The sequence below is a fragment of the Dysgonomonas sp. HDW5B genome, from assembly GCF_011299335.1.
Classification (GTDB): domain Bacteria; phylum Bacteroidota; class Bacteroidia; order Bacteroidales; family Dysgonomonadaceae; genus Dysgonomonas_A.
The window spans coordinates 1,953,033-1,968,086 of record NZ_CP049858.1 but is presented as its reverse complement, the minus strand read 5'-3'; the positions used below and the strand labels follow the sequence as shown (position 1 = coordinate 1,968,086).

The window sequence follows — 15,054 nt, the reverse complement described above, 5'->3', positions numbered from 1 at the left end:
AATATGATTGAATTTGCAAATAAAAACACAGCCGCTGAAGTTCGTTCGATGTGGAAAATCTGCTTCGAAGATACCGACGAATATATGAATCTGTATTTCTCCCGACAATACAGGGATGAAAACACGCTTATATATTGGGTCGAAAATAAGGCTGTGGCTTCTTTGCAAATGCTACCCTATTCTATTCGGTTTTATGGTGAAGTAATACCATTTTATTATCTGGCTGGATTATGTACTTTACCCGAATACAGAGGTAAAGGGTATATGGGGCAATTGATCAAGGAGTCTTTTGCTGTTATGAAAGAAAGGAATATACCTCTTTCGATCTTGGTTCCTGCCGAAGACTGGCTTTTCGGGTATTACAAGAAATACGGATTCGAAACGACATTCGAAGAAAGCCCCGAAGATATAGGTTTTAAAACCTTCTTAGATAAACACACAGGCGATTCTGAGGAAATATATAAAACATTCGATAAGGAATATCAGCAAAGAGATTTCTGCGTTTTGAAATCGGAGTATGATTTTGAGACAATCGTCAAAGAATATATCTTAGATAGTAAACCTCCTAAGTTCAATTTAAGAGGTATGTCTTGTGTAATAGATCCTCTATTTGTGCTGGGATTATACGCACAAAAAAATACAGATAAAAATTTCACAATAAAAGTAGAGAATCAGACTTATCAAATTAGCGGTGGGCATGTAAAACACAGTCGATCAAATCCAGATATTGAAGTCAATATAAATATGCTGACTCGCTTGCTTTTCGGATTTCACACCAATGAATTACCGGAAGAATATTCTTCTCTTTTCGAAGAACATAAGCCTGTTCTTAATTTGATGCTGGAATAAATAAAAAGGCAAACCGGTGGATAGATTTGCCTTTTTACTATCTTATACTGATAAGTATGACAAACTACAGTGACTCTATGATTAAAAAAGTGTGCCCTACGCCTGCCCAATAAGCCAATGTTCCCGAAGGCTGACACGAGACCCTCAAATCTATTACATCTCCTTTAGCTAAATTGGTAAGCCCCATAACGTAACTGGCAATATCATATCCTGCATCTGTAACGGAAACCAGCCCGCTATTTAGAAATTGAGTCCCATTACGAAATATATAGGCTCGGAAATTTTCCCCGATATTACCTCTGGTCTGAAAATATACACCGTAGGCTATTCTGTAAACCCCTGATACCGGTGCAACATATTGCTGATTGTTTACATCCCATCCATAAGCTGCCCCATATATATCTTTTGCGCGATCAAAAAGAACGCCTCTCAAACTGGTTAGTTTTGCAAAATTCGGGAAAACCGCACCATTTACCAGCAATTGGTTTCCAACCCCATAGACTGATGTTTGATATTGAACCGCACCAGATATCCAAACTCCATTCCCCTGAGTGTCGGACGTTAAGACTCTGCCGGATGCTGCTCCATTAGGTAAATGCAACCCCGTGTCGCCCCCTGTATTTACAATCGAAAGTTTATTAGAAGGAGTAGTTGTACCTATCCCGACTTTACCATCGTTCAATATTATAACATCATCAGATGTAACCCCGGCAACTCCGGCATCGATATGTAATAAACCTAAAGGACTTTCGGTATTAATTCCTACCTGTGCATGGATAAAACCAATAAAAAACAGTCCGAATAACAATAAATTTTTTCTCATTTGTTTTATAATTTAGATATATCAGTTAGTTGGTTGTATGACAAAAAAGGCAGAGACATGTAATCACTACATGACTCTACCCGTGAAAGTTGTGCCTTTAACAGTCTGACTATACAGATTTTAAACGACAACAAAAAAAATAAATCATTTGAATAGTAAACTGTTGGGAGACAACTTAAATAATGTTTTTCAGGAAACGCTCTGGTGCAGAAGATATACGAGTCGATAATACACAATGAAGCAGACAGACAAAATTTGCCGCCTGGAAAATAAAGGAATAAAATAGGAATTAATACATGCGAAGAGGCATTATTTAGCTCTCTCTCTCTCTCTCTCTCTCTCTCTCTCTCTCTCTCTCTCTCTCTCTAATATTTCAACGCAAGCAGACAAATCTAAATAGTTAAAATTTAGATTATTACAAACAAATATATTTGTTAATTGCATTGACATATCTTTCAAAAAGAGGCTTTTATGTTTCACAAATATAATAAAAAATCAGTAATTACAACTATAGAGCAATTACTGATTCATTTTATAGGTTTAATATTTAAGTAAAGAATAAAATTTATTGGTGTATTTTATCGTTGTTACAATCTATATTTGTTATACTTACCAAAGTGCCAAAAAGGTCTGTGACCTTAAAACTCAATTAATCCTGAGGGTTTTCCCCGACTAAGAGTTTTAAGATTGACATCTTTACCCACCTTTATCCCTTGCAAGTTTAAAGCACATTCTACTGTTTTGTAAGCAAGGTCGGGGTGATTATTATCCTGACTGAGATGACAGAGCCATATCTCGTCCATCTTATCGTGATAGATGGAAGTTAACAGCTCTCCTGTAAGGCGATTACTCAAATGTCCCATTCCCGAAGTAATACGCTGCTTGAGATAAGCAGGGTAACGTCCGCAACTAAGCATCTCTTCATCGTAATTGGCTTCAATAATCAGGTGATTAGCCGATCGGGCATATTTAGAGACTGTTTCGGTGATACGACCTACGTCGGTAACCAGAACAATGGTTTTATCTGCAATCTTGATTTGATAACCTACGTTTTCAATCGTATCGTGCGGAACATCGAAAGCTGTTATCTGAAATTCTTTTATCTCAAATGTTTTTTCTTTTTCAACGATTCGCTTAGCTCCCGTAAATTTTTCTTCGACAAAGCGGCTTCTCTCGATGCCTGCATGAACGGTTTCTGTAGCATACACAGGAATATTCAATTTCCCGCCGAAACCTCCGATTGATTTTATGTGATCGGCATGATCGTGCGTAACCAATACTGCAATGATGGTTTCCATAGCGATACCGTATTCACGCAAGTATTTTTTTATAGTACGCATCCCAATACCGGCATCGATAAGGATACCGTACTGAGAAGTTCCCAAGTAGTAGCAATTACCACTGCTACCACTCGAAAGGCTTATTAATTTATATTTTGGTATGGGTGCAAAAAGATCGTATTGCATTTTAAGTAGTTACAAGTAATTAAGTAACAGAATAGATTCGAAAGATCTGAGCTCTTAGAAAGAAATTCCCGACAGAGCTTTTGCACTTGTATTGAATTCTGTGATAATTGATTTTACAACATCTCCGGCCAAAGGAAGGTCTTTAATCAAGGAAGCAATTTGCCCTATTTCGAGTTCACCTTCTACAAGGTCTCCCTCGAATATTCCTTTTTTAGAACGTCCTTTACCCAAAAGTGCTTTTATTTCTTCGGCAGAGGCTCCTCTGTCTTCAGCTTCCTGTACTTGTTTGTAGAATTCATTCTTTATCATGCGGGTTGGTCCTACTTTCTTAAGAGACAGCAATGTATCTCCTTCATTAAGACTTACACATAGATTTTTAAATTCAGCAGAAGCAGAACTTTCCTGAGTCAATGCAAAACGGGTTCCAATTTGCACCCCTTCGGCTCCTAAAGCCAAAGCAGCCAACATGGTATTACCTGTTGCAATACCTCCGGCAGCAATCAAAGGAATATCGATACTTTTACGAACTTGGGGTATCAAAGTCAAAGTTGTGGTTTCTTCTCTTCCGTTGTGCCCTCCGGCCTCGAATCCTTCGGCAACAACTGCATCAACGCCAGCTTCCTGACATTTAACTGCAAACTTAGAGCTCGATACTACATGGGCTACTTTAATACCATGCTCCTGTAATTTCTTAGTCCATGTCTTGGGGTTTCCGGCAGAAGTAAATACTACTTTTACTCCTTCTTCGATTATAATATTTATTATCTCTTCAATATTAGGATACAGTAGAGGCACATTCACCCCAAATGTATTATTAGTTGCCGCTTTGCATTTTTGGATATGCTCTCTGAGTACTTCAGGATACATAGATCCTGCACCTATAAGACCAAGTCCTCCGGCATTACTTACGGCAGAAGCCAATCTCCAGCCACTACACCAAACCATACCTCCCGATATAATCGGGTATTTTATATTAAAAAGTTTTGTTATTCTATTTTCCATGACTCTAATTTTAGCTCATATTTTACAAAGATACTAAAAATGACGAAAGGCGAGTTTATAACCCGCCTTTACTATATTATAAAAAGGTCTGTGACCTTAATGGATGTATTTACTGACAAATTGGTTCGTTTTTGCCACGTACTCATCCGTATAATCCCAGTAAGCATTTGCGTGTTCTACACCGGGTACAACCCATAGTTCTTTATCACCTTGTTTGGCTTCATAAAGCTTATTCACCATCCATGTGGGTACATAGGTATCTTTATCGCCATGAATGAAAAACATAGGAAGCTTGGATTTTTTCAATTGCTCCAAAGCCGATGCTTCTTTGAAATTCCATCCCACTTTTGCTTGAGCATACAAAGAAGCTGTATGCAATATGGGAAATGCAGGTAAGCCGTATTCATCTTTAAGCTTGTGCTTAAATTCGTCCCAAACACTGGTATATCCACAATCTTCAACAAAGCATTTTATATTTTCGGGCAGATCTTCTCCCGATGTCATCATAGTTGTGGCTGCTCCCATCGATATACCGTGGATAACCATGCGGGTAGTATCGCCATATATGCCTTTAGTGACATCTATCCATTTCAGAATATCCAGACGGTCTTTCCAACCCATCTGAATATATTCACCATCGCTTTTTCCATGTGCTCTCAAATCGGGAAGCAGGATATTATAGTTCATCTCTTTATTGTACAGATGACCGATCATCAGCATACGAATCGAATTATCGGTATATCCATGAATAATAAGTGCTGTATTAGGCGACTCAATGGCCGAACGAACATACAACGCATGAAGTTTACTGCCATCATCGGCAACGATGAACGTATCTCTCAGGGCTGATTCCCGGCGTAGGCTATCTACCCAGAGTTTCAGATTAGGATCGTGATCATAAAGAAAAGCATAAGCACCTTCTTCGTCCGTTGATGTTACTTTTCTATCCAACGAAACGCCAAACATGTAAATACCTCCACCAACAACGATAGCGAGTAATACTACAAATACGGCTAAAAATATTTTTACTTTTTTCATCTTTCCGATTCAGCTGTGTCTCTAATATTTTTCTGAACAGATATGGCTGCAAATAAACTTAAGGTATAAGACATACCATAAAAGCCTTTTTCACTCAATGCTAACTCAGCGTTCCATAATCCAACAACCAATAGCAATATCGAAACAATTGTACCAAACCAACTAATAGCAAAAAAGATATTGGTTACGGGAATTCCTTCGAGTTTATCCCTTACACTTTTTTGAAGTGTTACTGCAGAGAACAGACCGAACAATAGTATGGTAAAATAATATCCTTTTTCGTTTAATTGCATTTCGGCATTCCACAAACCAATGAGATAAGCAATTACCCCCACAAACAAGACGAACCAGGCGGCTCCGACAAAAGCTGCCGAAGGAACTTCTTTATTTCTTTTTATTCTAGGCGTAGAATCCGGCTTTACTGTTTCTTCTTCCATAATTACATTTTCAATATTAAGTAATAGTTAATGATGTTCTTTCAAGTTAAATAAATCAAAGACTTTCAATCAATTTAACGTTTAACCGCCAAAAATAATTATATTTATTTAATAACGAACATTAATTACAGAAAAACAGCAAATTACTGACTAAAGGACAAAAGAGCCTAAACAAACAGATAGAAGATCAATTAGTCACCCAACATAGACTCTTTCTTTTGCTTGCCAAAGACAATAACTAAGCTCACGGAAACTAATATCAGCAATATACCAAAACCACTATTTAAATTAAAGTATTCGGAAAAATACAGCACGCCGATCAGTACTGCAACCAGTGGTTCCATAGAACCTAAAATAGATGTAATGGTAGAACCTGCGTATTTTATAGCCAAAATCAAAGTCAGATCAGAAATTACGGTGGGCAGAAATGCCAGCAACGACAACCTCCAAAGGGCTGTTGTATCAGGTATTAACTCGACTCCCCCGTCAGAAGTGGCAGCAAATATAAAGAATAAGACAGCACCCGACAGGAGTATATAAAATGTAAGAATTTCGGCATTCATCTTTCCTACAGATGATTGATTGATCCCTACTATATATACCGAATAAGTTATTACGGTAAGGGAGGCTATTGCAACACCAATCAGATTGATACTGCCCTCGCCACTCCAGCAAAGCAGGGCAACTCCAATAAGCGACAAAACGGCTGCCAGAAAAAGCACTATGGATTTTCGTTCTTTAAAAAAGACAACCATCAAGAAACTAACCGCAATAGGATAGAGAAAATGAATTGTAGTAGCCAATCCACTCGGTATATATTTGTATGAATAAATAAGGCACATAGCTGTTGCGGCATAAAGCACCCCTAGCCATCCAATCGTCACTATATCCTTTTTTGATATTCTGAAATTTTCTTTTTTAAACAAGCAGATAGCTCCCATCAGCAAAGTAGAGAACAAAAAACGATAAAATAAAATCGAAGGCAATCCCATATTGGAATCGGTCATTAAAGGAATCGAAAACAAAGGTATCAAACCAAAAGTACCCGATGAAACAAGTGCATAAATAACTCCTTTAAAACTTTTCATTGCCATATTCTTTTTACAAATTGTTACTCTGACTGTGCCCTACTGCCGATATTCAACATACCGACAGATATAATTACAGCCACATCACCTTAAAACCTGACAAAGGTACAATGTTTCATTTAAGGAAAAAAGGCAATACCTTACTAATCGAAACGGATGGTTTTATCTGCATTGATCTCATCCACAACCCCCCCATAGGATGCGTTCGTAAAATTGAACATTAAACAATAAAAATAATATTTTATTAAACAGAACATATCAAAATAAAATCACCAACCGATCAAACCGACTGTTCGGTTTATCTGGTTGGAATTATCACAAATTTATCTATTAAAAGAAACAGAACAATGAAAAAAAGAGAGAAAATAAAGCAGGTGTAACTTTTGTCACTTTTGTAATCTTTTTCGACAATAAATACTGATATACTGAAAGTTAACAAATAAACAAGAAGAGTATAAAATGTCACTTTTTTGTATAGTAATTGTTTAGATTGTAGTACTTTTTGTACACTTGGGTTACAGGTTTAAGACCTCAGGCCTATTAATACTTGCTATCACTTTAATAACAAGGCTGTTTTATTATTCTACAATACATATCAGCAAAACCGTTATCTTTGTATAAGAGTGTAAAACAAGAAATAAATAACCCGAAAAATATCAAATATGTACCTTATTCAAAATGCAACCATAATAAATGAGGGTGAATCGATTAAAGGTTCTGTTCTTATAGAGAGAGAAATCATTAAGGCTATTTACAAAGAGAATAGTGTTCCGTCTGAAATCCTTAACAGGGCAACCATTATCGATGCCGAAGGATTATGGTTAATACCGGGTGTCATAGACGATCAGGTACACTTTAGAGATCCAGGACTGGCCCATAAGGGCGATATTGCCTCCGAGAGTAAAGCAGCCATTGCGGGGGGAGTGACTTCGTACATGGAAATGCCTAATACTAAGCCTCAGACAACGTCTATTGAAGCATTGGATGCCAAATTTGAGACAGCGGCACAAAAATCATATGCCAACTATTCTTTCTATTTGGGAGCTACCAACGATAATCTGGCTGAACTTCGTAAAATCGACAAAAAGAATACTTGCGGTGTAAAAATATTCATGGGTTCTTCTACCGGTAATATGCTGGTTGATAAACGCAAAGCACTGGAAGCTATATTTGCAGAGATTGATATGATCATAACTACTCACTGCGAAGAGGAAGAAATCATACAAAAAAATATCGCTTATTATAAAGATCTGCTAGGAGACAATATCCCCGTTAAGTATCACCCATTGATAAGAAGTGCGGAAGCCTGCTATCAATCGTCAGCCAAAGCGGTAGAGCTTGCTGATAAGTATGGTGCAAGACTTCACATACTACACCTGTCAACAGAAAGAGAAATCAGCCTGTTTGATGTAAAACCGCTGACAGAGAAAAAAATAACGGGGGAGGTTTGTGTACATCACCTTTGGTTCTCCGATGAAGATTACGAAAAATACGGAAATCGTATCAAATGGAATCCGGCGGTAAAAACAAAAGAAGACAGAGATGCTCTTCTACAGGGGCTTCTCAAAGGCAAACTGGATGTTATAGCGACAGACCATGCTCCACATTTATTGGAGGAAAAAACAGGTGGATGTCTTCAAGCGGCATCGGGAGGTCCACTAGTACAACATTCATTGCAAATGATGCTAGAGATGTCTAAACAAGGAAAAATATCGAAAGAAGAAGTAGTTAACAAAATGTGCCATGCTCCGGCAACTTTATTCAGGATAAACAAGCGTGGATATATTCGTGAAGGTTATTTTGCCGATCTGGTTCTTGTAAATCCAAACAAGGATTATACTATTACACAAGAGAATATTCTATATAAGTGCAAATGGTCTCCACTCGAAAACCAGACGGTATCGACATCTATTGAGAAAACATTCCTTAACGGACAAATTGCTTTTGAAAACGGACAGGTAAACGAAGTAAGAGGGCAAGCACTTACCTTCAACAACTAAAATCAAATACAAAACTATCACCTTAAACTATATTTGACTTTAAGGTGATAGTTTATCTAATTAAGTATTGAGAATCAAATCCATCACACGCGAGGTTCTAGCACCGCTAACACCTGTTGAGGGACATTTCCCGACACCTCTCAATTCATCTACTATTGTTTGAATCAATGGCTGCTGAATGTGTTCAGGTGAGGGTATATCAAAGCTCTCTGAAGCTGTATCCGAGAGTAATAAGATAGGAGAAAAGTCAAATGTACTGAATCTTATCTCGCCCTTAGTTCCGGTAATAATAATAGAATCTACATCCGTTTGAGCCGAAGTAACAAAGCACCAACGTCCACTACCTATGATTCCTGACTTAAATTTAAGAATGGCTGAAATGGTATCCTTCACTTCATAGAATTGACCCAGGTTTGCAGAGAAACCTTTAGCATCGGTAATCTCTCCCAACAAAAAATCTAAAATGTCTAAGGTATGAGGTGCCAGATCGTAAAAGTAACCTTCACCGGCTATATCTTTGTCTACTCTCCATGTATGATCGGAAGAAGTTAAATCAGAAACCCTCGGAGAGCGGTATTGCTTTACCTCAACAGTTAAAACGTTACCTATAACTTCACTCTCCAGCAGTTCTTTCACTTTTAAGAAGTAAGGCAATGCTCTACGGTAAAAAGCAACAAACAGCTTCTGATTAGTGGTTTCTGAAGTTCGGATCATCTCTTCACACTCGGCAGAGTTCATCCCCATGGGCTTTTCAACATATACCGGCTTACCTGCCTGCATAGCTTTAATAGCATACTGCATATGAGTATTAGGAGGTGTTGCAATATACACAGCATCCACTTGGGGATCAGCAATCAACTGATCGGCATCTGTATAATATTTATCGACTTTGTGTCGCATGGCATAATCCTTTACCTTATCCGGATCTCGTCTCATAACAGCCACCAGATTCGAATGTTCTATCTTATAGAAAGAAGGTCCACTCTTCTTTTCACAAACATTTCCACAACCTATAATACCCCAATTAATTGTTTTCATATTATACTAATTATTCGATTTACGATTAAGTCTCTACAATAAAGACAAATATAAAAAAACGTCCCTTAGTTTTCACTAAGAGACGCTTCATATTTTATGATATTTATTCTTTACTTACTCAATAACGAATATTACAACACGGTTCCATTCATTTATCTTAAATGGTTGGATCTTATCTCCTGACCAGTTAATAGATACTCTCAGCGGATTGATGCCATATTGTTCGATCAATGCTTGAGCTACTGTCTTGGCACGACGCTCCGAAAGTTTCATATTATACTGAGGATTACCTGTTTTCTTATCAGCATATCCTGTAACTACAACATTCACATCAGGATGTTCAGTTAAGTAAGTAGCTGCCTTATCGATTCTAGCCCATTCAGATGGATCTATTACCGACTTGTCAAGTCTAAAGAATACAGGATCAGGTAAGAATTTAACATCCGAAGTAGGTTCAGCTTTTACAACTGGGGGTGGAGGAGGACAAGTAGGACACTCTTTCGCAGCCAGTTTAGCATTACGTTCTCTTAATGTATTTATTTCATCGTTTAGACGATTTACCAATTCATAATCCATAGGCTCAGCAACTTCCCAATCTGTTCTTCCAAATTTGTAAGCAACAGACAATGTAGCCTGACCAATACCTTCCATAGATTTAGTATCACCTATTTGCCCGTCAAATGAATCAGGAACTACAGAACCTGAAAATTCTGCATTTAATCCCAGTCTATCACTTAATCTAAACTTGGTAATAAGTCCTCCATGAACACCGGCAACCAACATATTGACACTTCCCATATTAGAGAATGCATTATATATACCAATACCACCAAAAGGAGTAATTTCAAAGAAACGTTTTGGATTATAATTACCTACCAAGTTGAAGAAATCAAACATAAAGTCAATATTAGCTTGAACATACTTAATATGTTGCATATAAAGCTTACCTTGTTCTCTACCAGGTCTCCAATAATAGTTATCTCCGTCCTGACCTATATTTGCAGCATAAACCGCTGGATCAGTCAAATCAAACATATGATTCCACGCAGGATCCCAAGTCAACATAGCAGCTGAAGGACCTGTATTAGGATACCCAGGTGTACCTACAACGCTTTGTCCCATATAATCTTTGGTACCATGATTCCATTTAACATACGTACCAAAACTACCATCGTTAAAGCCATGCAGAGAACCTCCGGTAAAGTTTAATCTTAATCCCCAAATTGGAGAAAAATACTTAGCGATCGAAAATTGAGGAGCAAATGTTACACGATCTTGTGTTGGACCTTTACTGTCATCAATTCCAAAGTACGTCTGAGCACCACCTCCAAGAGAGATAATCCAGTTATCTTTAAAACGATTCTTTTTCCAAGTAGTCTTATATGTATTATAGGTCTGATTCGGTTGACCATATTCGACTTCATCAACAATAAGAGTACGGCTCGACTCTTCTTGAGCTGTTAATGAAAAAAGGCTGGCAATAAATAAAAATGTAGTGAAGAAAACCTTTTTGTTCATATCTGAAACATTGATTAATGTTAATTCGTAATAATGTGCAAATATAAGAGTTTTTTTTAAGAGAAAAACATTAAACCTCTTTTTTTCAGCATAAAAGAGTTTTTTAACAACACATTAGAGATACAAATAAGCACTTTTTTATCAAAAGAATATATAATTTTTTATATTTGTATATAAATAAAACTCTTAAAAAGAAGACGAAGCAAAATGTTAAATAAATTACCCTTTCTTTTCAAAAAAAAGATATTGGAGGCAAAAAACAAACTAAATCAGCTTGGAATAAAAGCCATTCTTTTTGAGAATTTAATCATTCAGAATAAATATATATATAATTCTCTGTTTACGTTTATTCTATTTGTATTCTTCGGATCTATTCTATTCCTTAATATCAAAACCCCTTTAATCGGGGATGACTTTGTCTATTCTTTCATATACCAAACCGAACATCGCCTAACATCCATCAGCGACGTATTTTATTCCCAATATCTACATTATTACAAGTGGGGAGGTCGCAGTGTTGTGCACTTTATCACCCAGTCATTGCTTTTAACTGATAATGCACTTGTAATCGACATTATAAACTCTGCGGGATTTATAGGCTTTATACTAGCTATGCACTATCATATCACAGGAAGTTTAAAAAATAACATAAGCATTCTCATCATATCGTTTTCTTTAACATGGTTTTTGCAACCGGTATTTGCTGAAACTGCTTTATGGATTACAGGCAGTTCTAATTATTTATGGGGAACTCTCCTTATTCTCTTGTTCTTGCTCCCTTATCGTTTATACAAAGATGAAGAACTATCTCTTTTCAAAAGTATCACAGCTTCTTTATTCATGCTTATAGGGGGAGTTATTGCCGGATGGACCAATGAAAATACCGCTGCTGCAATGATAGTTATGATAATTTGTTTCATTATATATTACAAACTCAATAAAGAAGCAACCCCGATATGGATGTACGCAGGTCTTCTTGGGGCAATCACCGGGTATATTATAATGATAGCTGCTCCCGGAAATTTTGTGAGAGCCGAAGGCACATCTATAAGTCCGTTTCTTATCTTATACAGGTTTTTAACTTACAGCCAACGATTCATCAATTATCTGGGGCTTCTCAATCTGGGTATTGCATTATTAATAATAATGTATATAAACATCAAACCAAATAACAGGAAAGCGACACTCTCCTACATCTTGATTTATTTTATCGGCTTATTTATATCAATCTACATAATGATTGCATCACCGGGATTTCCGGCACGAGCTTGGTTTGGCACTATTACCCTCAACATTATCGCTTTCGGAATACTTTATAACAAGATAACGAGCAACCCATCGTCTATTATAAAACAAATGAAATATTGCTTTCTTTTCTTTTGCCTGATAAGCTTTTCGGCCAGTTATTACGATGCCTACAAAGATGTTACGGCAATAAGTGATATATGGGAAGAGAGAATAGCCGTAATAAAAAAGATGAAAGAGAATAATACTAAAACTGTAGTATTCAAAGAATATCAGGCCAGAACCAAATTTGGACTAGGGGATACACCGTACGCTTTACCATATATGTCTTTGTATTACGGAATTGACTTTCAGCTCGAAAAGTAAAGACATCTGCTCCTGTTATGCTACTAAAGATAACATCAAGCAAAAGAGAATATTTAATGATATACTTTAAGAGCTAAACTAAAAGCTTTTATTTACATTCGTTTTTCAAATTCTAAATAAAGCCAATGCAAGCCATTTTAATTACAGCATATAAGAATTATCATCACCTCGAAGATCTGGTCAATTTTTTCGATGACAAATTCAATATATATATCCACATAGACCGTAAAAGCTCAATTTCTAAAGATGATATACAGAAGCTGTCTTCAAAAGAAAGGGTACAATATGTATCCCAAACGTATAAAATCAACTGGGGAGGTATCAATCACCTAAGAGCTATACTGGAATTAGCGGAAAAGGCTATAGGAGATTCGGCCAACAAACACTTTCATCTCATTACAGGACATGACTATCCGATTGTTTCAACAGATAGGCTCAACGATTTTATGGAAACAAACCGAGATAAGGATTTTATGGAATACTTTCCGCTTCCCTACCCTGCTTGGCCCGAAGATGGGACGGATAGATTGTCAAGGTATAACATATACGATCTGATAGATGGAAGAACGGGGTTAAATGAAAGGCTAATCAAAGGATTTTCTAAACTTCAGAAAAAAATCGGATTCAAAAGGAGCTTTAGCAAAGACTTCCCCTCATTACATGGAGGATCAACCTATTGGTCTCTAAAAAGAGAATCTTTAGAATATGTTTTTCAATACATGGAGAATCATCCTCGATTCTTAAAAAGATTCAAGTATTCGTTTTGTTCCGAAGAGATTTTTTTTCAAACCATTCTTCTTAATTCGCCCATGAAAGAGAATATCATAAACAACAATATGAGGTTTATCATCTGGGAAGAGAGGAATGGAAATTTCCCGGCTAATTTAGACTGCAATGACTACAATGATATACTAAAATCTGACGCCCTTTTTGCACGAAAATTTGAATATCCCGTCTCTGAGGATTTACTGAAAAAGATCAAAGAAAACATAAGCAGATCATAATCTTCATTATTATAAAAACACAAAAGGTCATCCGTTCAGATGACCTTTTGTTATATTCTATATTTAGATTTACTGAGGAGGCTGATTACCTGCACCCATAATTTCCTGAAGAATCATCTCACGACCTTCGGAATTTATAGCCATCAATTTACCCGATTTCTCAACAAAGGCAATACCTCTTGGAGAGAAACGACTTATATTCTCATAAGCTGAAGGAGTAACTGTACCACGAGAAGTTACCACACCAAACTTACCACCCTCTTCTACTACAACCAATCCCAATTCGGGTTGATAAAATAGCACCCTTGAGTATACAGGAGCTACAAGACGACGGGTTTTAGTATAAAATCCGATTTTCCCATTTTCGGTTAACTTCATGCCGATACATGCATCATCTTCTATATTATCATATACAGGATCTAAAAGAACTTGCCCTTCGGCAGTCATCAATCCAATCTTATTACCCAATCGTACATTATAAAGATCCTTGTCTGCAATTTTATCAAAGCCATCATATTGTGCTTCGACAACTACCTTACCATTGTCATCAATAAGTCCCGATTTACCGCCCTTTTCGATTAAGAAAAATGTATCATTAAAAGGTGCTACCCCTTCATACTGAGCAGGAATAACAATTTCCCCGTATTTATTTATAAGACCAAATTTTCCTTGAGATTTAACTTCACAAAGATGGTCATTCACAAATTTGAAACTGGTATAGCTAATAGGCAACACCAATTTATTGGTTCGATCTACTAATCCCCAAGCTTTTCCATCTTTCACCAAGAACAATCCATTACCATAAGATTTTACACCATCGTATGCATCCGGAATAACAATAGTTCCGCTTTTCGTTATGACGCCACATTTTCCTTTTTTCTTAAACGCAAAAAATCCCTCTTCAAGAAATTCCATTGCCTCATACTGGGCTTTAACTAAAGTTTTATCACCTTGTTTTATACCAAACTTGTCTTTGTTTTGATAGATTTCGGCTTTCTGAGCATAAGCCACACTGCTTACTGAAAAAAAAACGGTTAGTAGAAATGCAATTGTCTTCATCAAGTATATTAAATCTTTTATTGTTAGTTATCTTTTTATTGTAGGCAAGCTCACACAGTTTTCAGTGCTTTTATAAGTGCAAAAACCAGAGTTAGTTACTTTTACTAAAGTAACATTTTTG

13 protein-coding genes are annotated in these 15,054 nt (G+C 36.7%); 4 read left to right on the top strand and 9 right to left on the bottom strand.

Annotated elements, in window-relative coordinates; genetic code table 11:
* Positions 1–3 precede the first annotated feature (3 nt).
* A complete protein-coding gene (locus G7051_RS08125) occupies positions 4–849 on the top strand; it encodes a GNAT family N-acetyltransferase (protein ID WP_166199465.1) in 846 nt (281 codons plus the stop codon).
* A 64-nt stretch (positions 850–913) separates the two neighbouring features.
* Here the strand turns inward: G7051_RS08125 and G7051_RS08120 are convergent, their stop codons facing one another.
* The 6 genes from G7051_RS08120 to G7051_RS08095 all read right to left on the bottom strand — a co-directional run bounded on the left by G7051_RS08120 (position 914) and on the right by G7051_RS08095 (position 6,703).
* Positions 914–1,672 carry a hypothetical protein gene (locus tag G7051_RS08120; protein ID WP_166199463.1) on the bottom strand — a complete coding sequence of 253 codons (759 nt, stop codon included), beginning with the start codon at positions 1,670–1,672 and terminating at the stop codon, positions 914–916.
* A gap of 638 nt (positions 1,673–2,310) precedes the next feature.
* Positions 2,311–3,138 carry an MBL fold metallo-hydrolase gene (locus G7051_RS08115; RefSeq protein WP_166113514.1) on the bottom strand — a complete coding sequence of 276 codons (828 nt, stop codon included), beginning with the start codon at positions 3,136–3,138 and terminating at the stop codon, positions 2,311–2,313.
* 54 nt (positions 3,139–3,192) lie between these two features.
* The gene (locus G7051_RS08110; protein WP_166113511.1) at positions 3,193–4,140 is read right to left on the bottom strand and encodes a nitronate monooxygenase family protein; all 948 of its coding nucleotides are present in this window, start codon (positions 4,138–4,140) and stop codon (positions 3,193–3,195) included.
* 96 nt (positions 4,141–4,236) lie between these two features.
* Positions 4,237–5,178 carry an alpha/beta hydrolase gene (locus G7051_RS08105; protein WP_166199461.1) on the bottom strand — a complete coding sequence of 314 codons (942 nt, stop codon included), beginning with the start codon at positions 5,176–5,178 and terminating at the stop codon, positions 4,237–4,239.
* A complete protein-coding gene (gene yiaA, locus G7051_RS08100; protein WP_166199459.1) occupies positions 5,175–5,615 on the bottom strand; it encodes an inner membrane protein YiaA in 441 nt (146 codons plus the stop codon). The genes G7051_RS08105 and yiaA overlap by 4 nt, the downstream gene beginning before the upstream one ends.
* Before the next feature lie 191 nt (positions 5,616–5,806).
* Positions 5,807–6,703 (bottom strand): DMT family transporter, encoded by an 897-nt coding sequence (locus G7051_RS08095; protein ID WP_166199457.1) that lies wholly within the window; start codon positions 6,701–6,703, stop codon positions 5,807–5,809.
* Positions 6,704–7,365: 662 nt separating this feature from the next.
* Here G7051_RS08095 and G7051_RS08090 point away from each other — a divergent pair.
* Positions 7,366–8,703 carry a dihydroorotase gene (locus G7051_RS08090; protein ID WP_166199455.1) on the top strand — a complete coding sequence of 446 codons (1,338 nt, stop codon included), beginning with the start codon at positions 7,366–7,368 and terminating at the stop codon, positions 8,701–8,703.
* Between the two features lie 60 nt (positions 8,704–8,763).
* Here the strand turns inward: G7051_RS08090 and G7051_RS08085 are convergent, their stop codons facing one another.
* Together G7051_RS08085 and G7051_RS08080 are read right to left on the bottom strand one after the other, a co-directional pair.
* Positions 8,764–9,741 carry a Gfo/Idh/MocA family protein gene (locus tag G7051_RS08085; protein WP_166199453.1) on the bottom strand — a complete coding sequence of 326 codons (978 nt, stop codon included), beginning with the start codon at positions 9,739–9,741 and terminating at the stop codon, positions 8,764–8,766.
* A 114-nt stretch (positions 9,742–9,855) separates the two neighbouring features.
* On the bottom strand, positions 9,856–11,259 hold the full coding sequence (locus G7051_RS08080) for an OmpA family protein (RefSeq protein WP_166199451.1): 1,404 nt from the start codon (positions 11,257–11,259) through the stop codon (positions 9,856–9,858).
* Between the two features lie 207 nt (positions 11,260–11,466).
* Between G7051_RS08080 and G7051_RS08075 the strand changes: the two genes are divergently transcribed.
* Positions 11,467–12,870: a DUF6056 family protein gene (locus G7051_RS08075; protein ID WP_166199449.1), complete on the top strand. Its 1,404-nt coding sequence runs from the start codon at positions 11,467–11,469 to the stop codon at positions 12,868–12,870.
* 125 nt (positions 12,871–12,995) lie between these two features.
* On the top strand, positions 12,996–13,874 hold the full coding sequence (locus G7051_RS08070) for a beta-1,6-N-acetylglucosaminyltransferase (protein ID WP_166199447.1): 879 nt from the start codon (positions 12,996–12,998) through the stop codon (positions 13,872–13,874).
* A 69-nt stretch (positions 13,875–13,943) separates the two neighbouring features.
* On the opposite strand, the gene G7051_RS08065 is transcribed toward G7051_RS08070, so the two are convergent.
* Positions 13,944–14,933, bottom strand: coding sequence for a WG repeat-containing protein (locus G7051_RS08065; RefSeq protein ID WP_166199445.1), 990 nt, complete (start codon positions 14,931–14,933; stop codon positions 13,944–13,946).
* Positions 14,934–15,054 lie beyond the last annotated feature (121 nt).